This window comes from Dactylosporangium vinaceum, from assembly GCF_019904175.1.
Lineage (GTDB): Bacteria > Actinomycetota > Actinomycetes > Mycobacteriales > Micromonosporaceae > Dactylosporangium > Dactylosporangium vinaceum.
Window position 1 is genome coordinate 4,504,391 of record NZ_CP061913.1, and the last position, 22,178, is coordinate 4,526,568.

Annotated in this window: 24 protein-coding genes; 5 read left to right on the top strand and 19 right to left on the bottom strand. The window is 70.6% G+C overall.

Features of this window, described 5'->3' with window-relative positions:
* Window positions 1-4 precede the first annotated feature (4 nt).
* From Dvina_RS20005 to Dvina_RS20020, 4 genes are all read right to left on the bottom strand, one after another.
* A complete protein-coding gene (locus Dvina_RS20005; protein ID WP_246656328.1) occupies window positions 5-499 on the bottom strand; it encodes a DUF1003 domain-containing protein in 495 nt (164 codons plus the stop codon).
* Entirely contained in the window at window positions 492-1,514 is a 1,023-nt protein-coding gene (locus Dvina_RS20010) for an Acg family FMN-binding oxidoreductase (protein ID WP_223103988.1), read from the bottom strand. Before Dvina_RS20010 ends, Dvina_RS20005 begins: the two co-directional genes overlap by 8 nt.
* A gap of 11 nt (window positions 1,515-1,525) precedes the next feature.
* Entirely contained in the window at window positions 1,526-3,886 is a 2,361-nt protein-coding gene (locus tag Dvina_RS20015) for a phosphoketolase family protein (RefSeq protein ID WP_223103989.1), read from the bottom strand.
* A 236-nt stretch (window positions 3,887-4,122) separates the two neighbouring features.
* On the bottom strand, window positions 4,123-4,470 hold the full coding sequence (locus Dvina_RS20020) for a LapA family protein (RefSeq protein WP_223103990.1): 348 nt from the start codon (window positions 4,468-4,470) through the stop codon (window positions 4,123-4,125).
* Between the two features lie 234 nt (window positions 4,471-4,704).
* Here Dvina_RS20020 and Dvina_RS20025 point away from each other — a divergent pair, with 234 nt between their 5' ends.
* A complete protein-coding gene (locus Dvina_RS20025; protein ID WP_223103991.1) occupies window positions 4,705-5,742 on the top strand; it encodes a fatty acid desaturase family protein in 1,038 nt (345 codons plus the stop codon).
* A gap of 53 nt (window positions 5,743-5,795) precedes the next feature.
* Here Dvina_RS20025 and Dvina_RS20030 read toward each other — a convergent pair whose 3' ends face one another.
* The gene (locus Dvina_RS20030) at window positions 5,796-6,452 is read right to left on the bottom strand and encodes a BON domain-containing protein (RefSeq protein ID WP_223103992.1); all 657 of its coding nucleotides are present in this window, start codon (window positions 6,450-6,452) and stop codon (window positions 5,796-5,798) included.
* A 451-nt stretch (window positions 6,453-6,903) separates the two neighbouring features.
* Between Dvina_RS20030 and Dvina_RS20035 the strand changes: the two genes are divergently transcribed.
* Complete coding sequence (locus Dvina_RS20035) at window positions 6,904-7,596, top strand: DoxX family protein (protein WP_223103993.1); 693 nt, start codon at window positions 6,904-6,906, stop codon at window positions 7,594-7,596.
* Window positions 7,597-7,722: 126 nt separating this feature from the next.
* Here the strand turns inward: Dvina_RS20035 and Dvina_RS20040 are convergent, their stop codons facing one another.
* The 6 genes from Dvina_RS20040 to Dvina_RS20065 all read right to left on the bottom strand — a co-directional run bounded on the left by Dvina_RS20040 (window position 7,723) and on the right by Dvina_RS20065 (window position 13,088).
* Window positions 7,723-8,694 carry a YihY/virulence factor BrkB family protein gene (locus Dvina_RS20040; protein ID WP_223103994.1) on the bottom strand — a complete coding sequence of 324 codons (972 nt, stop codon included), beginning with the start codon at window positions 8,692-8,694 and terminating at the stop codon, window positions 7,723-7,725.
* A gap of 98 nt (window positions 8,695-8,792) precedes the next feature.
* Window positions 8,793-9,620: a slipin family protein gene (locus Dvina_RS20045; protein ID WP_223103995.1), complete on the bottom strand. Its 828-nt coding sequence runs from the start codon at window positions 9,618-9,620 to the stop codon at window positions 8,793-8,795.
* 472 nt (window positions 9,621-10,092) lie between these two features.
* On the bottom strand, window positions 10,093-10,470 hold the full coding sequence (locus tag Dvina_RS20050; protein ID WP_223103996.1) for a sigma-70 family RNA polymerase sigma factor: 378 nt from the start codon (window positions 10,468-10,470) through the stop codon (window positions 10,093-10,095).
* A gap of 152 nt (window positions 10,471-10,622) precedes the next feature.
* Window positions 10,623-11,330: a DUF4386 domain-containing protein gene (locus Dvina_RS20055; protein ID WP_223103997.1), complete on the bottom strand. Its 708-nt coding sequence runs from the start codon at window positions 11,328-11,330 to the stop codon at window positions 10,623-10,625.
* A complete protein-coding gene (locus tag Dvina_RS20060) occupies window positions 11,327-12,070 on the bottom strand; it encodes an NAD(P)-dependent oxidoreductase (RefSeq protein ID WP_223103998.1) in 744 nt (247 codons plus the stop codon). Before Dvina_RS20060 ends, Dvina_RS20055 begins: the two co-directional genes overlap by 4 nt.
* 430 nt (window positions 12,071-12,500) lie before the next feature.
* Window positions 12,501-13,088: a helix-turn-helix domain-containing protein gene (locus Dvina_RS20065; RefSeq protein WP_246656329.1), complete on the bottom strand. Its 588-nt coding sequence runs from the start codon at window positions 13,086-13,088 to the stop codon at window positions 12,501-12,503.
* Between the two features lie 104 nt (window positions 13,089-13,192).
* On the opposite strand from Dvina_RS20065, the gene Dvina_RS20070 reads away from it, so the two are divergent.
* On the top strand, window positions 13,193-13,654 hold the full coding sequence (locus Dvina_RS20070; RefSeq protein WP_223103999.1) for a hypothetical protein: 462 nt from the start codon (window positions 13,193-13,195) through the stop codon (window positions 13,652-13,654).
* A 377-nt stretch (window positions 13,655-14,031) separates the two neighbouring features.
* Window positions 14,032-14,217: a hypothetical protein gene (locus Dvina_RS20075; protein ID WP_223104000.1), complete on the top strand. Its 186-nt coding sequence runs from the start codon at window positions 14,032-14,034 to the stop codon at window positions 14,215-14,217.
* A 66-nt stretch (window positions 14,218-14,283) separates the two neighbouring features.
* Here the strand turns inward: Dvina_RS20075 and Dvina_RS20080 are convergent, their stop codons facing one another.
* On the bottom strand, window positions 14,284-15,009 hold the full coding sequence (locus Dvina_RS20080) for a sigma-70 family RNA polymerase sigma factor (protein WP_223104001.1): 726 nt from the start codon (window positions 15,007-15,009) through the stop codon (window positions 14,284-14,286).
* 477 nt (window positions 15,010-15,486) lie between these two features.
* Between Dvina_RS20080 and groL the strand changes: the two genes are divergently transcribed.
* On the top strand, window positions 15,487-17,058 hold the full coding sequence (gene groL, locus Dvina_RS20085; protein ID WP_223104002.1) for a chaperonin GroEL: 1,572 nt from the start codon (window positions 15,487-15,489) through the stop codon (window positions 17,056-17,058).
* A 79-nt stretch (window positions 17,059-17,137) separates the two neighbouring features.
* Here the strand turns inward: groL and Dvina_RS55220 are convergent, their stop codons facing one another.
* The 7 genes from Dvina_RS55220 to Dvina_RS20115 form a co-directional block, all read right to left on the bottom strand.
* Entirely contained in the window at window positions 17,138-17,266 is a 129-nt protein-coding gene (locus Dvina_RS55220) for a hypothetical protein (RefSeq protein ID WP_271189366.1), read from the bottom strand.
* Between the two features lie 39 nt (window positions 17,267-17,305).
* Window positions 17,306-18,352 carry a glycosyltransferase gene (locus Dvina_RS20090; protein ID WP_343217170.1) on the bottom strand — a complete coding sequence of 349 codons (1,047 nt, stop codon included), beginning with the start codon at window positions 18,350-18,352 and terminating at the stop codon, window positions 17,306-17,308.
* Window positions 18,349-18,537 (bottom strand): hypothetical protein, encoded by a 189-nt coding sequence (locus tag Dvina_RS20095; protein ID WP_223104003.1) that lies wholly within the window; start codon window positions 18,535-18,537, stop codon window positions 18,349-18,351. Before Dvina_RS20095 ends, Dvina_RS20090 begins: the two co-directional genes overlap by 4 nt.
* Complete coding sequence (locus Dvina_RS20100) at window positions 18,534-19,682, bottom strand: glycosyltransferase (protein ID WP_223104004.1); 1,149 nt, start codon at window positions 19,680-19,682, stop codon at window positions 18,534-18,536. Before Dvina_RS20100 ends, Dvina_RS20095 begins: the two co-directional genes overlap by 4 nt.
* Before the next feature lie 208 nt (window positions 19,683-19,890).
* Window positions 19,891-20,382, bottom strand: coding sequence for a DUF5994 family protein (locus tag Dvina_RS20105; protein ID WP_223104005.1), 492 nt, complete (start codon window positions 20,380-20,382; stop codon window positions 19,891-19,893).
* Window positions 20,383-20,594: 212 nt separating this feature from the next.
* Window positions 20,595-20,918: a hypothetical protein gene (locus Dvina_RS20110; protein ID WP_223104006.1), complete on the bottom strand. Its 324-nt coding sequence runs from the start codon at window positions 20,916-20,918 to the stop codon at window positions 20,595-20,597.
* A 694-nt stretch (window positions 20,919-21,612) separates the two neighbouring features.
* Window positions 21,613-21,816 (bottom strand): cold-shock protein, encoded by a 204-nt coding sequence (locus Dvina_RS20115; RefSeq protein WP_223104007.1) that lies wholly within the window; start codon window positions 21,814-21,816, stop codon window positions 21,613-21,615.
* Between the last annotated feature and the right edge of the window lie 362 nt (window positions 21,817-22,178).

Genomic DNA, 22,178 nt, shown 5'->3' on the forward strand with positions numbered 1-22,178 from the left:
ACGGTCACAGTTTCTGCGCGAGCGTGGCGAGCATGCCGGTGACGATGGGTGCGGTGTCCGGGACGCAGGTGCAGGCGTCTCCGTGGGTGGTGCGGTGCCAGGCGATGAGGTACTGCAGGGCGAGTTGGTTGACCTGATAGTCATGTTCGGCCTTGACGCGGTCGGTGTCGGCCTGGCGGTTCTGGCTGAGCAGGATCAGCGGCGCGGCGTAGGCGGCCTGGGTGGAGAACAGCAGGTTGAGCAGGATGAACGGGTACGGGTCCCAGCGCAGCGCGACGGCGACGATGTTCGCGGCGATCCAGGCGATGACGATGACGGTCTGCACGACGATGAACCGCCAGGAGCCGAAGACGCCGGTAACGGAGTCGGCGAGGCGCTGCCCGACCGTGCGGTGGTCGTGGCGGTACCGGTTGGCCGGATGCAGGTAGTGCCGGCGCGCGGCCTGCGCGCCGCGCTCCGGCGTGGCGATCCGTGGTGCTGGACAGGGTGTCTCATGCACGGTGCCGCACCTGGTGCGACTGCTCGATGAGCTGGTCGGCGGGCAGGCGGGGTGCGTGCGGCGGTCCGGCGTCGGCCGGGTCGATAGCGCCGAGGCGCAGCACCAGGTAGGGGTAGCCGGTGGAGGCGAGCACCGCTCGCATGGCCTGCCGGGTGCTGACGACCTCGATCGGGGCGCTGTGCGGCAGCACGGAGACGCCGAGCTCGGTGGCGGTCAGCCAGCCGGCGGACAGGGCCTCCCCACCGCGGAGCCAGTCTCGGGGCTCGTCGGTGCGGCCGTAGAGCAGGGCGAACACCGCGGCCCTGTCGTGTTCGGCGCTGACCGCCAGGGTCCCGTGGTGGCCGAAGTCGCGGCCGGGCACCGTGGTCTGCGGCGCCTGGCCCGGGATGGCGGCGTCCGGGATGCCGGCGCCGCCGGGCCGGTTGCCGCCGGTCCAGTAGCCGAGCTCATCCCGCCAGGCCGCCTCGGCGGCCTCGGTGCGCTGGGCATGGTCCGCGGCGCTGGCCAGTTCGAGGACCTGATCGGCGCTCAGCGTGTGCAGCCAGGTGTCCTCGGCCTCGACGGCGGCGGTGATGGCCCGCAGATCCTCCGGTCGCACCGGGGCGCCGGTCACCGGCCGGCGATCGGTGTGCCGCAGCGGGATCGTCCGCAGATGCAGCGCCGTCTGCTGGTCGGCCCGCGCCCGGCCGTCGAGCCGGATCGTGGCGAGATGATCCGGATCGGTGGGATCCGGCAGCCGGGTCGTCGTCACCTGCCAGCCCTGGGCGGCCAGTGACATGCGGGCGTGGTGCAGGGCGACGCCGCAGCTGAGCGTGGCCAGGCGGGTTTCGGGATCGGTCACGGCGAGGACGCGGCGGCGGTCGGTGTACAGGTCGAGGGCGTCACCGGCCAGCCGCCACCGCCATGGTTGGGTGTTGTGGATGGACGGCGCGTAGCCGGCGGTGGTGGCCGCTTCGGTGAGCGCATGGCGCATGGCCACGGCGTCGGTCGGGTGGGTCAGCGCGTCGTTGGACATGGCAGGACTCCTCATGCGGTCGGCCAGGTCCAGTCGCGGACCTCGGGCAGGTCTTCCCCGGTGCTGCGGACGTAGCTGCGGTGCTCGGCCCGTTTGTCGACCATCTGCTGACGCAGGACGGCCGCGCGGCGGGCCAGACCGGGGACGCGGTCGATGACGTCGATGACGAGCCGGAAGCGGTCCATGTCGTTGAGGACGAGCATGTCGAACGGGGTGGTGGTGGTGCCGTTCTCCTTGAAGCCGCGGACGTGGAGGTTGGCGTGTCCGGTGCGGCGGTAGGTGAGGCGGTGGATGAGCCACGGGTAGCCGTGGTAGGCGAAGATGACGGGCCGGTCGGTGGTGAAGATGGCGTCGAACTCGGCGTCGGGCAGCCCGTGCGGGTGTTCGGCCTCGGGTTGCAGCCGCATCAGGTCGACGACGTTGACGACGCGGACCTTCAGGTCGGGCAGGTGCCGGCGGAGCAGGTCGGTGGCGGCGAGGATCTCCATGGTGGGTACGTCGCCGGCGGCGGCGAGCACGACGTGCGGGTCGCCGGCGTCGTTGGAGGCCCAGTCCCAGATGCCGAGGCCGCGGGCGCAGTGCAGGGCGGCGTCGTCGATGTCGAGCCAGGTGGGTGCGGGCTGCTTGCCGGCGACGATGACGTTGACGTAGTTGCGGCTGCGCAGGCAGTGGTCGGCGACGGACAGCAGGGTGTTGGCGTCCGGTGGGAGGTACACGCGGACGACCTCGGCCTTCTTGTTCATCACGTGGTCGATGAAGCCGGGGTCCTGGTGCGATGCGCCGTTGTGGTCCTGCCGCCAGACGTGGGAGGTGAGCAGGTAGTTCAGCGACGGTACCGGTCGGCGCCAGTCGAGGTGGCGGATGGTGCGCAGCCATTTGGCGTGCTGGTTGACCATCGAGTCGACGATGTGGACGAACGCTTCGTAGCAGGAGAACAGCCCGTGCCGCCCGGTCAGCAGGTACCCCTCCAGCCAGCCCTGGCAGGTGTGCTCGGACAGGATCTCCATCACCCGCCCGTGCGGGCCGAGGTGCTCGTCGACGGTGGCGATGGGTGCCTGCCACGCCTTGTCGGTGACGTCCAGGACGGCGCCGAGCCGGTTGGATTCGGTCTCGTCCGGTCCGACGATGCGGAAGTTGTGGTGTGCGTCGTTCGCCGTGAGGACGTCGCGGAGCCAGCCGCCGAGCACCCGGGTGGCTTCGGCCGGCTCGAAGGCCTTGACCGCGTGGATGCGGTAGTCGGGCAGTTCCAGTTCGTGCGGGGACCGGCCGCCGTTGGTGTGGGGGTTGGCCGAGATCCGGCGGTCGCCGCGGGGGAGCCAGTCCACGACCGACCGGGCCGGGGCGCCGAGTTCGTCGAAGAGCTCCTCCGGCCGGTACGACTGCATCCACTCCTGCAGCAGGGCCAGATGTCCCGGGTCGTTGCGGGCGGCGGAGAGCGGGACCTGGTGGGCTCGCCAGGTGCCTTCGACCGGCAGGCCGTCGACCTCCTTCGGGCCGGTCCAGCCCTTCGGGGTGCGCAGCACGATCATCGGCCAGCGCGGCCGTCCGGCGGTGCCGTCGAGCCGGGCGGCGTGCTGGATCGCGGCGATCTCGTCGAACACCACGTCCATGGTCGCGGCGAGCCGCTGGTGGACCTCGGCCGGGTCGTCGCCCTGCACCAGGTACGGTTTGTGGCCGTAGCCGGTGAGCAGCGCGGTGAGCTCGTCGTCGCCGATGCGGGCCAGCACCGTCGGGTTGGCGATCTTGTACCCGTTGAGGTGCAGGATCGGCAGGACCGCGCCGTCGTCGACCGGGTCGAGGAACTTGTTCGAGTGCCACGACGCGGCGAGGGGCCCGGTCTCGGCCTCGCCGTCGCCGATGACGCAGGCGACGACCAGGTCCGGGTTGTCCAGCGCGGCGCCGTAGGCGTGCGACAGGGAGTAGCCGAGCTCGCCGCCCTCGTGGATCGATCCGGGGGTCTCCGGCGCGACGTGGCTGGGGATGCCGCCGGGGAACGAGAACTGGGTGAACAGCCGCCCCATGCCCGGCTCGTCCATGCAGACCCGTGGGTACGTCTCGGAGTAGGTGCCTTCCAGCCAGGCGTTGGCGACCAGGCCGGGTCCGCCGTGGCCGGGGCCTGTGACGTATATGAGGTCCTGGTCGCGAGCGGCGATGATCCGGGACAGGTGGGCGTAGAGCAGGTTGAGGCCGGGCGTGGTGCCCCAGTGCCCGAGCAGCCGGGGCTTGACCTGCTCCGGCAGCAGCGGCTCACGCAGCAGGGGGTTGCCCATGAGGTAGATCTGCCCGACGGACAGGTAGTTCGCCGCCCGCCAGTACGCATCGATCTGCGCCGCCTCCGCGTCACCCAAGGGCCTTGCGTCAATCACATGCATGGCGAATCCTTCTTGATCTCTGAGGGGGCACTGCGCGGATGCGCCGAAGGCGCCGAAGCCGATCGGGCGTTGCGGCGGGCGGCGCCCGGCCGGCCCGGCAAAGAGGCGAGGCCCGGGTGCGACAGTTGCGCAAGAGGGAGAAGCATCGAACCTCGGCAGTGGGTTCGTCCGTCAGCGATTCACGGATCGGCCACCGGGGTCTCGAGCGACATGTCCGAGCGTACGCTCCGTGCGCCTTACGGCTGGCGGTGCCGGGACTGGCGGCGAATCTGGACGATCCGGGCCGCGCCGATCGCCATGGTGACGATCGCCGCGCCGACGGCAGCGACAAGGAGCGCCATGGCCAGCGGCAGGTTGCCGTGCATGCCGAGGAAGGTGACCTCGACGCTGCCGGTGTTCTGCAGCATGAAGACGATCAGCACCACGAGGAGCACCGCGGCGACGCAGATGCCGAACCAGGTCGTACCGGTGCGGGTACGCGGGTCCCGGTCGCCGCGCGGCTTCCCGGCGGGGTCCGTTGCGGGCTGCGGGGCCGCCGCCGGGTCCGAGGACGGTCCAAGGGGCGGTGGGCTTGTCGTCGTCATGGTCGCTCCGATCAGCGGGTTGAGATCCAGCAGCCGCCGAGGTCCAGAGCGAACGGCATGTGCGTACCCGCGGCGGCAGGGCGCCAAACCCGCGAGGAGGCGCGGCCCGGGAACTCCGGCGTGGACCGGCTTTGCGGCCGGGCGCGTTGCCTGCGGGCGGAGTACCGTCGACATTGCGGCCCAGGACCCCGGCGGCACAGCGCTACTTCGTCGCCGAACTGAAAGCCGCATGCCATGTCGTCTCAACAGACCCGCACGGCCGGGCCGCCGCCGCGCGTCGGCAGTCAATATGCCCAGTTGTCCCGCCGGGTAAAGCAGGCGGGCCTGCTGGACCGGCACGTCGCCCACTACGCTGTCCGCATCGGCATCGTCGGGTTCGCGTTCGCCGCGACCTGGACCGCCTTCGTGATCATCGGTCCGTCCTGGTGGCAGTTGCTCACCGCGGTCGTGCTCGCGGTGCTGTTCACCCAGGTCGGGTTTCTCGGCCATGACGCGGGCCACCGGCAGATCTTCCGGTCCGGCCGCGCAAATGACCTCCTCGGGCTGCTGCACGCCAATCTGCTCATCGGATTGAGTTTCGGCTGGTGGATCGAGAAGCACAATCGCCACCACGCCAACCCCAACACCGAGGGCGCCGACCCGGACATCGTGGTGGCACCGCTGGCCTTCACGGCCGGTCAGGCCCGCCCGCTGCGGGGGCTGCGGGCCGCGTTCGTGCGCCGGCAGGGGTACCTGTTCTTCCCGCTGCTGACCCTGGAAGCGCTGAGCCTGCACGCCAACAGCGTGGCGGCCGTGTTCGGGCGCCGGATGAAGCGTCGCCCGGCCGAGGGTGTCCTGCTCGGCCTGCATGCCGCTCTGTACCTGGCGGCCGTGTTTCTGGTGCTCAGCCCGCTGCAGGGCATCCTGTTCGTGGCGGTGCACCAGGCACTGTTCGGCGTGTACCTGGGCAGCGCGTTCGCGCCGAACCACAAAGGCATGCCGATCCTGCCGGCGGGCAACACCCTGGACTTCTTTCACCGCCAGGTGCTGACCTCCCGCAACGTGCGCGGCAACGCGTTCACCGACGTCGCTCTGGGCGGGCTCAACTACCAGATCGAGCATCACCTGTTCCCGAGCATGCCGCGGCCGAACCTGCGCCGGGCCCACGTCCTCATCCGCCAGTTCTGCCACGAGCACGGCGTCGAATACAGCGAGACCACGCTGTGGCTGTCCTGGCGCGAAGTCCTGCGCCACCTCGACACCGTCGGCGGCAGCGCCGCCCACCCGGCCTGACGGCGAACGGCTGCGGGCGCACATGCGCTCGCAGCCGTTGGTGTGGCTGGTGATCAGGACGCGATGTGCAGCTCGTTGCGTACGCTCGTCACGCCGGCGGCGCTCCAGGCGGCCCGCTCGGCCTCGCGGCGCTGCGCCCATGATCCGACGCTGCCGTGCAGCGCAAGCTCGGACCCGTCCAGATCGATCGTGATGTTGACGGGATTCAACTCGGCGCTGCGCCGCAGGGCGGCCTCGACCGCTGCCTTGGTGCCGGCGGTCGGCGTCGTCGACGCGAGCTGGATCTCATTGCTGACCAGTTTGACGCCCTTGAGGTAGGTGACCGCTCGCGCGGCGGCGTGACGCTGGTACTCCCAGGTGACCTGACCGGTCAGGGTCAGCCGGCGATCCTGGACATCGGCCTTGACGGCGTTCGCCGGCACGTCGACTGTCCACGTGAGGACCTGGTCGGCCGCAAGGGCGATGGCCTCGTCGTTGACGTCCGCGGGCATCGGGGCCCGCACGGCGGTCTTGTTGGTGACATTGGTGACGCCGCCGACCCGCATGGCGGCCTGTTTTGCCGCGAGCCGCTCCGGCAGGCTGTTGACCTCGCCGGAAAGCGTTACCGTTCCGCCCTGGACCTGAACATCGATACCGGATGCATCGACGTTCGGGGTGTAGTGCAGTTCCTCGGTCACGGCGGTCTTCAGTTCCTGGTCGGTCTTGTGCATTGTCTGTGTCACGGTCACTACGATGTGCCTTCTCAAGCTCAGACGCCAGGCCAATTCGGCGTATATTGCCAAGTATTTTTGTGATGCACGAAAATCGCCAGCATTTAAGTCGATATATACCCTTCTCGCGTGGCAATGCTTTGACGGTCGATCACCTCGGCGAGCGGGCGGCGCGACGCGGCCACCGGGGGGTCTGCCCGTCGATCCGAGCCGGATGCTCACCGTCGCCGCGCTCCCGTGGGTCTGACGCCGTGAGGCTTTCCGCGGCGATCACGCGTAGGGTGATGGTGTCGCTCCGGTCCCTGGTGGCCGTCGAGCCGTTACGCCTTCGCTGCGAATGCGGCCTCCGGTTCCCCGGTCCATCCCGGTCCTGCCCGATGCGCCTCCGTCGTGAGGTGAACGCCCAGCTCTGCCCGCAAGCGCTCGCGCTGCGGGACACGATCCACAAGTCATGCGAAGGAACGTGAGCGCGATGGTCAACATCGCCAACGAGCACAGCACCGCACCCGAAGGTGCCATCGGTACCCCGGGCAACCCCCTCGTCCCCGATCCGGCTGCGGACAGCACCGGACACCGGGCCGCCGAGCGCGGCCGGGCCATCGCCACCGCCGGCGACCGGCGCGCATCCGGATCGGCACCACTGCACCGGCCGAGCGCGTCTCCAGCCGCCGTTCGGTACATGCTGGCCGGTATCCGCCTCGCGCTCGGCTGGATATTCCTGTGGGCTTTCCTGGACAAGCTGTTCGGCCTCGGGTTCGCCACCCCCTCGGCGCGGGCCTGGCTCAACGGCGGCAGCCCGACCAACGGGTTCCTGAGCGCGGCCAAGGGGCCGTTCAGCGGCTTCTACCATGCGATCGCCGGGAACGCCGGCGCTGACGCGATGTTCATGGGCGCGCTCCTGGCCATCGGCGCAGCGTTGATGCTCGGCGTCGGGATGTGGCTCGCCGCGACCGGTGGCGCACTGCTGACGATCATGATGTGGACCGCTGTGCTGCCCCCGGCCGGCAACCCGTTCCTGGACGAGCACCTCGTCTACGCCGCCGTCCTCATCGTCCTGGCCCTGCTCGGCGCCGGGAACACCCTCGGCCTCGGCCGCACCTGGACCGCGCTGCCGCTGGTGCGTCGCGCCCCCTGGCTGCGCTGACCGTACCGCTGCGCGAGCCGGGTCGTACCGACCGCCTCAACGTGGAAGGTCGCCATGCACGACGAATCCGCAGCACGGGACAGGCACAGCACCGGCCGGAGCCTCGCCGCGCCGAGGCCGGGACCGTCATCGCCGCCGGCGGGGTGGACCGGTCCGGCGACTTCGGACCGGCCGGCGGCGCGACAGGATCCGGCAGTGCTCCGGGCCGGGCCCGGCGCGGCCTGACGCCGCCGGGCCCGCCGGGAGCCGGGCGGCGAGGTCGGTGACGGTTCCCCGGGTGCTGGTGGCGGCGAGCGCGGCGGCGAACAGGATGAGCTGGTTGAGCAGGCTCAGGAAGAGCAGGATGGCGACGGCGGCGGTGACGAGCTGGTAAGCCGGGTTGGCCTGGGCCCGCTGCACGTAGATCCGGCCGAACGTCTTGAGCAGCTCCAGGCCGGCGGCGACGAACACCGCCGGCCCGAGCACCCGGCGCGGCGGTATCCGCAACCGTGGCAGGACGGTCAGTGCGGCAACGGCCAGCAGCACGTTGACGGCGACGCCGAGCAGGTATGCGGCCGCTGCGAGGAGCCAGTGGGCGACCGGGTCGGGCCGGTCCGCCGCGACGTGCAGCAGCCAGGCCAGCAGCGCCTGCGTGCCGGTCGTCAGCGCCAGCGACACAGCCAGCAGGAGCCCCAGCCCGGCCAGCACAGCGAGGTCGATCACCTGGCGGAGCAGGTAGTTGCCGGGGTACTGCGGCAGCTGCCAGACCGCCCGGATCGAGGAGCGCAGGGCATCGACCCAGAACACGCCGGAGACCGGGAGCACGATGAACGCGACGAGACCCGCCGTGCCGCGGGCTTCACGCAGCGCCGCCGCGTCCAGGCCGGGCAGGTTCTGCGACAGGTACGCCTGCACGGAGTGCAGCACGGCCGGGTCGTCGAGCACGAAGCCGAGGATCGCGAATCCCAGCAGGGCCAGGGAGAACGTGGCAAAGAACGCGTAGTAGGTGACCGCGGCGGCGAGCCGCCCCCCGTCGGCCCGGTCGTAGCGCTGGACCGCCTGCGCGAGGTGATCGAGCCGGCCGAAGCGACGGCGGGCCCGCCCGAAGGCCGCTCGCACGCGCCGTGGCACGCCCCGGCGATGGGTCGCTGCGACCTCCGGGCCGTCGCCTGCCGCCGGCCGTAGAATGGCCGGCGGCCGGGACCGGGGCGCCGACCTCAGGGTGTGCTGGCCGGAAGCGGCTTGCCGTTGGGCGGCAGCGGGTTCGGCGTCGCCGCCGAGGTGGCCTCGCGCGCCAGGAACGCGCCGAGCTCGCCGATCGTGCTCATCAGCGGGGCCGGGAACACCACGGTAGTGTTGCGGTCGACGCCGATCTCGACCAGGCTCTGCAGGTTGCGCAGCTGCAGCGCCAGCGGATGGGCCATCATGACGTCGGCGGCGGTGCCGAGAGCGTCCGCGGCCAATGCCTCCCCCTCGGCGGCAATGATCTTCGCGCGCTTCTCCCGCTCCGCTTCCGCCTGCCGGGCCATCGCCCGTTTCATACTCTCCGGCAGCTGGATATCCTTAAGTTCCACAAGCGTCACCACGACACCCCACTCCTCGGTCGCCACGTCGAGGATCCGGCGGATGTCGATATTGATCCGGTCGGTCTCCGAGAGCGTCTCGTCGAGCGTGTGCTGACCGACGACCTTACGCAGCGTCGTCTGGGCGATCTGATTGATCGCCGCGCCCACGTTCTCGATCGCCACGACCGACTTCACCGCGTCGGCGACCCGGAAGTACGCGACAGCGGACACGTCGACGCTGACGTTGTCCTTCGTGATGATGCCCTGGGATTGGATCGGCATCGTGACGATCCGCAGGCTCACCCGTTGCAGGACGTCGACAAGCGGCACGATGACGGTCAGGCCCGGCTCCCGCACGCCGATGACCCTCCCGAACCGGAACAGCACACCTCGCTCGTACTGCTTCACCACCCGCACCGCGAGCGAGAGCAGGAGAAGCAGCAGCAGGATGACGGCGATGACGATCCACACATATGGCATGCGACGACCTCGATCGGGGGACGTGTCCGTGAACGACGGACGGACGGCCACCGGGGTCCGGAGCAGCACGTTCCACGGTACACCGGGCCGCCGGACGGCAGCGAGTCTCGCCAGGTCGCGCATCGATGTCGGCAACGACCGTGATGCGCCCGAGCGCGGGGACTGTTACGGTGAAGGCGCAACTTGCCACCCCGGTCCCCGGTGGCGGACGGCCGTACGACTCGGCACCGCCGCGATTGGGCACGAGGGAGGCCGTCGATGCGCATCGAAGCTCGACCGCCGGAAAGCCTCTGCCGTGCTCCTGCGAGCGGTGTGTGCCCGGCGTGCCGCCGGCTGACGTTACTCCAGCACCAGGGGGAGGGCTCCCGGGCGGCATGCTGTGCCGGCCGGGAGCCCGGTACGCCACAAGCGCGCTGACCCGGTCCGGGCACCCCGGGCGCAGGCGTCGGACGGGATCTCCGGCCGTCGGGCTTCAGGTGGCGTCCGCCGGCCGGAGCAAGGCCACCAGCTCGGCGGCGATGTGTTCGTCGTAGCCGGCCGCGAGCTCCGTCGGCCGGGCGGACGAACGCCGGTAGTCGCTGATGCGCCGGTCCGTGATGGCCAGTAGCCAGGACTGTGCCTGGCAGCCCTGCCGGGCGGGGGCCAGCCTCCAGACTTCGACGAAGACGGCGCGGGTGATCGCCACGGCGGCCGCGGCGTCGCTCAGCTGATCGCGGGCGTGCATGAAGACGGGACGGACCATGAGGCGGTACAGCGTGCGGAATGCGGCCGGTTCGCGGTCGGCGATCCGCTGGACCAGCCGGTCATAAGCCGCGGTGACGATGAGTGGTTTCGCCGGCTGGACAACCATCGACGCTCCTGACGATGCCCGACTGGGACACCGCCGGGGTCCGGAGCGGTGGGAGAATGGCTCCGACGATAGGCCGCTGCTGGACCCGGTTGTTGATGTGGCAGTCGAGTTCACCCGGCCGGGTTACAGCGAGAGCCGCCGGACCCTGCTCGTCAGTCGCTTCGTCCGGTGGAGACGGGCACACGGTCGGTACCGGCCGGGCCGGCGGTGACGGGGGAGGGCCGGAAGCCCTTGACGACGAGGTAGACCCCCAGCGACAGCTCCCACACCCCGATCGGGAGGGTCAGGAGTCCGGACTGCGCCGACACCTGGGTCCAGAAGCCGAACAGCGTGGCGACGGCGGAGGTGGCGAGCAGGGGTGCGCCGATGAGTCCGAGCACGGGTAGGACCCGCGGCACCAGCCGGGATCGGTAGAGCAGGTAGCCCAGCAGCACGGCGTTGACGGCCGGGATGAAGCCCTGGCCCAGCAGGAACGTCCAGAGGTGCAGTGCGGCAAGTGCCGTACCGGCAGCCGGCACGTCGGGCCCCGTTGCGGACTGCCGCACGGTCACCATCGCCATCACGATCGCCACACCGGAGACGATGCTGGCGGCTTCCACCACCCGGGAGCCGACGAACCCGAGCGCGACGCCCTCGTGCTGGCGTTTGAGCACCGGGTACAGCGCGACCGCCGTGCCGATGCCGGCGAACGCCACGATCATCTCCAGCATGCCGCCCCAGATGACGCCGGTGTCGGATCCGGAGCTGGTGAAGTAGTTCGCGTCGCGCAGTGGGGCATAGAGGGTCAGCGTCGGCACCGAGACGAAGCTGAGCAGATAGAAGCCGCCCGCGACCCGCGCGGTCGTGCGCAGTGAGGTCATCGAAGTTCCTGGGTGGTTTCAGCGTGTGCGAGTGCAGATGGGGCCCGTCGGCCGACGATCGCCGGTGCCTCCTGGATGAGCGTGTCGTCGGTCAGGGCGGCGACCATGAACAGGGCGAAGTCCACCCGCCGGGTCTGGTTGCTCGACAGTTTCGGGTCGCCCACGTGCCGGCTCCACACCGGCAGGCCCTGGCTGGGACCTTCGCTGAGGTCGCTGCCGCGCACCACGGTCCACCGGGTGTTGCTGGCGAACACGCGTTGACAGGCGTCCACCTGGTCGTCCAGGTCGGCGAAGCGGGCGAGCCGGGCGAGCGGGCCGGCGATCTTGACGATCGCCCTGAGCTTCCACGGGTACACGTCGAGGCCGTCGCGGGAGATGTGCCAGCCACAGGAGAACACCAGGCGGGCACCGCCGCGGGTGTGGTCGAGCACCGCCTGCGCGGTGCCGGCTGCGTAGTGGTTGACCCCGCGCGGGACCAGGACCGTCAGGACGCCGTCGCAGCCGTCGACCGCCCGGGCGATGACGTCGCGGTCGTCGGTCGCCCCGGTCACGACGGTGATGCGGTCGCGGAGGTCACCGAGCTTGCCCACACTGGCGGCGCGGCACACGCCGACGACCTCGTAGCCCCGGTCGAGTGCGTGCTGCACCATGTATCGGCCGAGCTTGCCCGACGCCCCGATCACGCAGACCTTCAGCTTGGCGTTGCGTTCGGCGGCGTGTCGGTCCCGTACTGGTTTCATGGCTGCTCTTCTCGTCGGCGGCCGGCCGGGATGGGCTCCGCGGCGCGACCGCGCCCGGTGGAACGGATTCGTGCCTGTGCACGGTGCGCCCGCCAGCGGGGAGACACGACTCGGTACGGAGGGCCACGACGGGCGGGGAACGCGGCAGTCGTGCGCCACATACAGGTGTGCAACCAGGACCCGGACACGCCGCGTGCGGCTGGTCACCAGGGTCCGGAGCGACGCCTGGACTGTACGCGCGGATCGGCCCGACATCAATGAGTAACGGGCGGTCCCGGCTCCCGGCCATGATCAGCCAGGTTCGGCTGGGCACCCTGTCGCGTCAGCGGGGGAGCGCCCGGCCCGGAGCCGGTTCGGCGGCCGGTACGCCGGCGCTCGGTGGCGCCACGGCGTGTGGGCGTGGCGAACCCGTCGGACGGGGCCCGGCCGATCACGCAGGGGGTGCGGTCCGGACAGTCATCCGCTCGCCCGGGCGCCCGAAGATACTGAGAATCTCCGCAGGATCGCCGCCGCTCGTGCCGAACCAGTGCGGCACCGCGGTGTCGAACGAGGCGACCTCCCCCGGCGCCAGCACCAGGTCCTCGTCGCCGAGGACGAGGCGGAGGTGCCCGGACAGCACGTAAATCCATTCGTGGCCCTCGTGTGCACGCGGAGCCGGGGTGGTCCGGCCGGGGGGTATGACGATCTTCCAGGCCTGCGCTCCTTCGCCGGCGCCGGTCAGCGGGATCACCGTGCGGCCCTTCACCCGGCTGGGCTTGAGACGCAGACGGGGATCGCCTTCGTCAGGTGCCGCGACAAGGTCGTCCAGCGAGATCCGATACGCGTGGGACAGCAGGAGGAGCAGCTCGAGTGTCGGGCGTCGCTTCCCGGTCTCCAGCCGCGACATCGTGCTCCTGGAGATGCCAGTCGTCACCGCCACGGCGGCGAGTGTCATGCGGCGCCGGGCCCGCACGGACTTGAGCCGCGCCCCGAGGTGTTCGAGGGCCGCGGCGATGTTTGCCGCTGCAAGGTCCTGCACGCACCCAGCAGACGCCCGTTTCCCGCAAATGGCAACTTTCCTAGGTGAACAGAAGGTCCGGGCGCAGTCTGAGCGCAGGTACCACCGATCGAAGGGAACACCTCATGGATGCACCTGCCACGATCACCGTTCGCGACGAGGGGCGACGCCGGACGGCCGGCGCGGGTGACGAGCTGTCGACCCCGCGGCTGTACGTCATGCGGGCCGGTTACGCGTTCATGGGGGTGGGGCTGGCGCTGGTGAAATGGCCGCTGCTCTTCCAGAGCCCCGAAGCGCTGCCGGTCCCGGCGGGGGTCGTCACCTGCCTGCTGACGGCCATGTCGCTGCTGGCGTTCCTTGGGCTGCGCTATCCCGTCCGGATGCTGCCCGTCCTGCTGTTCGAGGTCACGTGGAAGGTCATCTGGATCGCTGCGGTGGCCGTGCCGCACCTGATCGCCGGCGACATGGACGACGCGGCACGCAAGGTGCTGATCAACTGTTCCCTGGTCGTGGTCATCATCGCCGTCATACCGTGGCGGTACGCCTGGAAGCGGTACGTCCGCACATCCGGCGATGCGTGGCGTTGATCGCGGGGTGTCGCCGTAGCCGTCTACAAAGGACTGCGAGCACGTCCGGCGTCGCCTCGCGAGCCTGGAGTACGCTGGGAGCAGGCGGCGGGAGGTCGCTGCCGTGACACTCGGCTGGTACCGCCCAGGTCCCTGGCGGCCGACCGGCCGTCCGCTTCGGGAGAACAGCGATGATCGACCGGTAGGTCGCGTCGGTATCGTCTCCCCGCCGATGCTCGGCCGCGCGTTGCCGCGCTGCTGGAGCGGCCGGTCGTCCACGACCTCGACCGGGCACTCGTCACCGCCCCGGCCGCCGTCTCGGCGACGGCCGCTCATCCGCTCGATCGTGTGGCTGCCGCAGCCCCGGAGCTCGACAACGAACGTGAGGAGAACATCCCGTGTACATCGAGAAGGCGCAGATCGTCGCCAACCTGAGGTCCAGAGGACTCGACGCCAGGGCCGATTGGGTCGACACCGCGCTGCCTGCACTCGTCGACACACATCGGAACGCTGCGCTGCTGCAGACGCTTGGTATCAACCCCGCCGGCATGTCGCCCGTGTATGCCACCACAGGAAAAGATTGACCGGAACTGCCGAGCACCCGAGGGGAGCGACGAAGTCCCCGGAGAGCTGCCCGGCGGCCCGGACGGTCATCGCGGAGGACCGGAACCGGCGGCGAAATCAGGTATCGCCAGCCTTGCCGCGGCGGCTGCGGCGCCGGGTGCGTGCTGCATGCCGGCCCGCAGCTGGTGCAGGGAGCGTTGCAGCAGCCGTGATACGTGCATCTGCGAGATGCCCAGTTCGCCGGCGATGGAGGCCTGGGTCATCTCGTCCGTGAATCGCATGGCCAGGATGCGCTGTTCGCGGGCCGGCAGCGCCGCGACCAACCGGCCGAGCAGCCCGTGTGACAGCCGCTCGTCGACGGCGGCAAGCCGCGGGTCGACGGCGCCCAGCGCCTCGAGCAGATCGATGCCGTCGTGGGTCAGGTCGGCGTCGAGCGAGTGCAGGCGGTACGCGTACGTGGCGCCGACCGCGTCGGCCAGCCGAAAGGCCTCGACGTGCAGGTGCGCGGCGAGTTCGGCGGTCGTGGGGGTGCGGCCGTGCAGCTGCTCGAGGTCGCCGGTGGCGGTCTGCAGGCTCATCGTGAGCTCCTGGACGGGTCGCGGCACCCGAATGGCCCACCCGGCGTCGCGGAAGTGGCGCTTGAGCTCGCCGACGATCGTGGGCACGGCGAATCCGACGAAAGGCGCGAGCCGGGCCGGATCGTAGCGGTCGACGGCTTTGACAAGCGCCAGTGCGGCGACCTGCGCCAGGTCTTCCAGCGGTACGCCGCGTCCGGCGTATCGCCGTGCCAGCCGGCTGGCCAGCGGCAGCATACTGACTATCGCTTGCGCGCGCAGCGCTTCGCGGAGCGGGTCGCCGGCTGGCAGACCGTCCCGGGTCCGAAGCAGCCACTCCGGACCCGGCGGCGCCTGGACGGCTGTGACATTGCTCGGCGAGGGTCGTTCGGTCGCGATGACGCCCTGTATCGAACGCATGAGCTGACCCCGATCGGCGGCGCTCGTCCATCACGGATGTACGGCTGGCCGCCGAGGTCCAGGGCAGCGAGACCAGCCTACGCTGACGGGCCACAACGGCGCACGAGGGGAGCCGCACCGGACCGGGGATGCGCTGTCGCCGGCCGGCAGCACTTGTGGTCCAGGTCAAGGAGTGCTGCACTGGTGTTAGCACTCGTCATGTGCGAGTGCTAACCGAATGGGATGCAACTTCCGGGATGACAGTTCGCTCCGGGGCCATCGCAGGCTGGTCCGAACAGTGCCGCACGCCGGCGCGATGAAGTAGAGGACGATGCAATGGCCAAGTTGATCGCTTTCGGGGAAGACGCCCGCCGTGGGCTGGAACGCGGCATGAACGTGCTCGCCGACACGGTGCGGGTGACATTGGGCCCGAGGGGGCGCAACGTCGTGCTCGGCGCGGCATGGGGGACGCCCACCATCACCAACGACGGGGTGAGTATCGCCAAAGAGGTCGAGCTCGACGACCCGTACGAGAAGCTCGGCGCCGAGCTGGTCAAGGAAGTAGCCAAGAAGACCGACGACGTCGCGGGTGACGGCACGACGACAGCCACGGTGCTGGCGCAGGCACTGGTCCACGAGGGCCTGCGCAACGTCGCCGCCGGCGCGAACCCGATCGCCCTCAAGCGAGGCATCGAGGTGGCCGTGGCCGCGGTGGTGGAGGCGCTGGGCAACCAGGCGCACGAGGTCGAGACCCGCGAGCAGATCGCGGCGACCGCCTCCATCTCTGCCGCGGACCCCGCCGTCGGTGAAGTCATCGCCGAGGCGCTGGACAAGGTCGGCAAGGAAGGCGTCATCACCGTCGAGGAGAGCAACACCTTCGGGCTCGAGCTCGAGCTCTCCGAGGGCATGCGCTTCGACAAGGGCTACGTGTCGGCCTATTTCATGACCGACCCGGAGCGCCTCGAGGCCGTCTTCGAAGACCCCTGCATCCTCATCGTGGAGTCGAGGGTCTCCGCGGTGAAGGACCTGGTTGCGCTGCTGGAGCAGGTGATGCAGTCGGGCCGGCCGCTGGTGGTGATCGCCGAGGACGTGGAGGGCGAGGCATTGGCCATGCTGGTGGTCAACAAGGTCCGCGGCACGTTCGCGTCGGTCGCGGTGAAGGCGCCGGGCTTTGGTGAGCGCCGCACGGCCATGCTCGGCGACATCGCGGTCCTGACCGGTGCCCAGGTTGTCAGCGAGGCCGTGGGCCTCACGCTGGAGCACGCCGACATGTCACTGCTCGGCAGCGCCCGCAGAGTGGTTGTGACCAAGGACGAGACCACGATCGTCGACGGCGCCGGTGACGCCGAGGCGATCAACGGCCGGGTCGCCGAGATCCGCGCCGAGATCGAGAAGAGCGACTCCGACTACGACCGCGAGAAGCTGCAGGAGCGCCTGGCCAAGCTGGCCGGCGGCGTTGCGGTCATCAAGGTCGGCGCGGCCACCGAGGTCGAGCTCAAGGAGCGCAAGCACCGCATCGAGGACGCCGTTCGCAACGCGAAGGCGGCCATCGAAGAGGGCATCGTCCCCGGCGGTGGCGTGGCCCTCGTGCAGGCCGGCAAGACCGCGTTCGACAAGCTCGACCTGGTCGGCGACGAGGCCACCGGCGCCAACATCGTCAAGGTCGCGCTGGACGCCCCGCTGCGCCAGATCGCGGTCAATGCGGGCCTCGAGGGCGGCGTCGTGGCGGAGAACGTGCGCAACCTGCCGGCCGGGCACGGCCTCAACGCCGCCACCGGCGAGTATGTCGACATGCTTGCCTCGGGCCTCATCGACCCGGTCAAAGTGACACGCTCGGCGCTGCAGAACGCCGCGTCGATCGCCGGGCTGTTCCTCACCACCGAGGTACTCGTCGCCGACAAGCCCTGATATCGACCGCCGAGGAAGAACCGCACCGCCGGTGCGGCGAGCCGGCCGCGTAGGCGGACCGGCTCGCGCGGCAACAACGTCAGCGGCCGGTCGGCGGGATCGACGAGTCGGTGCCCGAGGACTGCTTGGCCTTCTTCGCTGCCCGCTTCTCCTTCAGCGTCCGGCCCTCTTTTTTGCGATCTTCCTTGTGTGCCGATTTGTTCGCCATGGTGACCTCTCTGCGGTTCGTCGGAGGCGGGGTTGGAGCTCAGCCGGTGGCTGAGCTCCTTCGATGGCCGGCGAGCGCGGGATCGCCCGCGGTGTCCAGCCGCCGCGCGTGCTGCAGCGCGGACAGCAGCGCGAGCGTCGACTCGGCGCCCTGGTTCTCGTTGATGCCGGAGGAGCTCAGCCCGTCGCGGCCGCCGCCGGTCGACGGGTCGTGCAGTGGCAGGCCGTTGTCGTTGGCGCCGAGGAACCAGTCGATCGCCGAAGCCAGGCCCCGCTCCCATCGAGGGTCGGGGCTGACGGTCATCGCGCGGGCGCACGCGTCGGCCATCGCGGCGGCCTCGATCGGTTGCTGGTCGAAGCGCGGGGGCTCGTCGTGGGGGCCGGCGCCGCCGACCGGCGTGCACGACAGGTGCCCGTCGTGGGTTTCCCGCTCGAGCAGCCAGCCGAGCATGCGCAGCCCGTCGGCGCACGCATTGCCGCCGGCCGCAATCAGCGTCTCCGCCAGGGCCGCGTTGGCGTAGGTGAGGCGGGGCTCAGGCCACGGCCAGGCCGGGTCCGGCGGCACGGGGCCGATGGTGACCACCGCGTCGTGCAGCAGCCACCGGGCGGCGGAGTGCTCCGGATGGACGTCGAGGACCTCGACAGCACCGAGCGCCGCGAACGCCATCGCCCGCGGCCACCGGGTGCGCCGGTGGGCGCCGCTGTTGAAGCGCGACAGCGCGGACTCACGCATCGAGGGCACCGGGCTGCGGGCGACCGCCGTGCCGAGGCCCCACAGCGCCCGGCCCCACCAGTCGCCGACCGCCGGCTCGTCCTGCCATCGCCGGTCCGGCCCCAGCCGGTTGCGGAACGCGCCGTCGGGGGCTTGAGCGTCGACGAGGAGGGCCAGGTACTGCTCGGCGAGGCGCAGCAGGCCGGCCGGCGGGTCCGGCTCCCGGCAGATGATCAGCAGGCCGCGGGCGACGTCGTCGACGCAGTACCCGTGTGCAGTTCTCGGCGTGCTGTACTCGGCATGTTCGAACAGGCCCACGTCGTCACTGAGCCGGTGCAGATGGTCGAACGACGGTCCGGGGCGGCCGATGCTCACGTGCGCACCGGCGCTCGGGTCGGCGTCATCGCCGCGATGAGGTCCGCGACCCGGTCGACCAGCGCGTGGATGCGCCGGTCGACGAGCACGGCGTCCTCGCCGGGCATGAACAGTTTGACGATCACCCGCCGCGGGTCCGGCAGCAGGGCCTGATCGATCCGCGTCGCCAGGGCCGCCTTGCTCACGATCGGGGTCCGGCGGCGTGCGCCGCGCGGTCGAGTCCGGTTGCCGGGGCGGCGATCAGGTCGGCGGCGAGGGCCTCGTACTGTGCCGCGACGGCGGGCCAGTGCGGCACGGAGGTCCGGGGCCGCGACAGCCGGGCGGCGAGGGCGGGCTCGGTGAGGATGCGCCGGATGGCGTTCGCCAGCGCGGCGGGGTTGCGGTGCGGGACGAGCAGCCCGCGGCCGTCGCTGAGCAGCTCGATGGCGTGCGGGAAGGTGGTGGCGACGACCGGGACGCCTGCCGCGACCGCCTCGGTGAGCACGCCGGAGGTGACCTGCTCGATGGAGTCGTACGGCAGGACCACCACGTCCGCCGACCGGATCAGACGGTTAAGGGTGTCCGCGTCGTGGTACTCCGGCCGATAGTCCACGGCGTGGGCGATACCCAGCTGAGCGCCGAGGCGGTGCAGCCCGGCCCGGTAGGCCTCACCGTGGCGGGCGACGACCTTCGGATGCGTCTGCCCGGCGATCGTGAAGCGCAGCGGCTGGTCGAGGTCCTGCAGCAGCGCGACGGCCCGCAGCGCCCATTCGATGCCCTTGCCGGGGCCGAGCAGGCCCCAGGTGAGCAGGTGCGGCCCGGCCCGGCGCGGGGCCGCAGCGGCGGCGGGCTCGGCGCTACCGTGCGGAATGACCACGAGCTTGCCGGGGTCCACATCGTAACCGCGCAGGAGCCGGTCACGGGCGGTACCGGTCATCGTGACGACCGCCCCGGCGACGGCCACGATGGCCTCGAGCAGCGCCCGCTGACCCGGCGTCGGCGTGCTCAGCACGGTGTGCAGGACCACGATGCTGGGCACGCTCAGCCGCCGCAGCAAGGGCAGGACGTCGCCACCGTCACGGCCGGGGTAGATGCCGAACTCGTGCTGCACAATGGCGACGTCGAAGGCGTTGAGTGCCTTCGCCGCACCGAGCCATCCGGCGGCGCTGCCCGCCGGCCAGGTGTGGATCACACCCGGCCCGGGGCGCTGGTCGTCGTCGACGGTGGTGACCCGAACGATGCCGCAGGACCGGCCTCCGGCGGTCAGCTGGCCCGCCAGCGCGGCGTTGAAGGTGGCCAACCCGCAACGGGTCGGCGGATACGTGCTGAGCAGACCAAACGTGGCACCCATGAGCTGGACTTCCGATCATCAATACGCGAAGCGCGCGAGAAGCCCCGCAACGGTGAGGACGACCCGATCGACAGGTCGTGAGCTGCCAGATTCTGGAGCAGCGCTTTCACCGTACGCCCGTTTCCGGCGGAATGCGCTTTCAGGAGCGCGGCAAGATCTTACGGCCGTCGACGTCCCGGGTCCGCATCACGCGGCGAAGCCCGACCCGTCAATCCCGATCCGCGCCGGCGGCATCGGAGTTCCGCGGCGGCGGTGGGCGGAGCGCGATCGCCAGGATCGCGGCCGCGCGCAGCGCATTGGCCGGATCAGCGGCTCGGTCCAGCGCCGGCCGGGCGGCGGAGGCAGGGGCATCCGGTGGGACGATCAGCAGGTTGATCTGGCTGCCGGCCTCGGTGATGACTGTCAGCTCCGCCGGGTCGGCGCTGCTGAACCACCGGATCTGCACGGTGCCCGTCGCCACCACGAGCCGGTCGAAGCGCGGATCCCAGGTGTGGCTATTGAGGATCAGCCGGCGGAGCGGGCCGTAGCGTTCGACGACCTCGGCGAGCAGTCCGGGCAGTTCGGCGGCCGGATCCCACGAGTGCGGCCACCACCCGCCGTTGAGCACGGCCCGGGGGGAGTGTCCCGGGGCGAGCGCCAGCCGTGGCTGGGTGGAGGAGCCGAAGGCAGTGGATGAGGTTTGTCCATCGTCGGTGAGCATGGCCGGCCCTTCTGCCGCAAAGCACGAAACCGTGTCGGGGCCGATGCCGGATGTCGAGATGGGGCGGAAAGGGCCCCCGCCCGTCGAGCGTACGCCCGATCCCGGGTCGCGGCGGCTGGCCGACCGCCGCACCGCGGCGGCCGGCTTGTCAGGTTGCCCGGGGCGCTCTTCGGAAAAGATCTCCTCCGGAGACTCGTCCAGCCGGGAGTTGGCTACTGCCCGGTGAGGCGGTCGATCCACGCCGCCGCTTCGACGACCCGTGCGCCGCGGATCGCCGACCGGTCTCCCTTGGCAACCTGCCTGGCGGTCTCCTCGGCTCGGTCCCGTGTCTCCTCGTAGAACACCGGACCCGTCCACGGGGTGCCACCCGGACTGCCGCCGCCGAGCAGTGGCGTCGCGTTGCCCTGTTCGTCGCCGCGCCAGCCGATCACGAGGCGGACGGGTTCGTCGGTGAGCTGGAAGTGGGCCGGGTCTCCGACCTGTTCGATGGTGATGGCATAGAGCGGGTACGGCTGCGGATGGAAGCTGGCAGTCATCTGGTCGCGCCTTCCGGCGAAGGACTCATGACTGCCAACGTAATGCGGCTCAGCGTCTCGGCAAAGTGGTCATCACCCGGCGCGTCGCTGCACCCGGATGTCGTACCTCCTGGTCTGGACGTTCTCGCTCTCGCCGCCGTGGCGATGGTGGCGGGTCTGGCTTCTCCCGCGGCCGCGTCACCGACCGGCACGCAGGCCGCCGCCGTCACCTATACGCAGACGTGGCTCAACCTGGGCCCGCGCCTGACGAGCAGTAACGCCGGTACGGTCGTCGCGTCGAAACCGGCCTCGGGGAACGCCCGGCAGCGGTGGGTGGAGCCGGGCCGGACCGTCTGCGTCACCGGGGTCGCTGCCGTCATTTCCGTTCGGCGCGCGGCACTGCGGCCGCTGCGACGGCGAACGGGTGGCGCAGTCGTTGCATCGCCGCCTCACCGCAGTCGGACGAGCGATATTCGGGGGTGTCGGCGGCGCAGGTGGGCGGGGCGAGAAACGGTGCTGTGCGGTCGCTCAATGCGGCGGTCAATTGTCATCTCGTCTCAGCGTCGGCAGTGCGGTGGTGATGTCGTCCTCGTACGGTCGCCGCCGCGCGATGAGACGCGTCGATGGCTTCCGGCGACGGTCGTGTCCGGCGCAGCGGGTGCGGCGCCGGACGGCGACTCGCGCAAGCAGGCGAGCCGCCGTGGCACCGCGTGGGTCAGAGCGCGCGGACGTTCGCCGCTTGCGGGCCCTTCGGCCCCTGGGTGATGTCGAACTCGACGCGCTGGTTTTCCTCGAGGTTGCGGAAGCCGCTCGTCGCGATCGCTGAATAATGGGCGAAGACGTCGTCCCCGCCGCCGTCCTGGCTGATGAAGCCGAAGCCCTTTTCGCCATTGAACCATTTCACGGTACCGGAAGCCATGTCTGCTCCTGCGCTGGTTGGTATGAGACCGCACCATGCGGGCTCTCGCGCCGCCGCGTCGATCATCCGCGTCGGAAACGACACGACATACGAAAAGCGCCTGTATGGGTTTCAGATACCCACCAGGCGCTGGAAACGTCTACGGAAATCAAAACTGCAACGGGATTACCGTAACACACGATGGGGCGGATGGTCGGATTTGCCGGAGTCTGCCGGCGTTGCTGTCGCGGGGCGGTGTGTGCGCCGGGTGGCCGAGCCGGGTGCAGGCACGAGGTGTCGCGGCTGCCCGTGAAACGGCACGGTTGCCGGGCACGGCGAGGGAGGCGACTGCTCCGCCGCCGCGGCGAGGGCCCGGCGAGCCG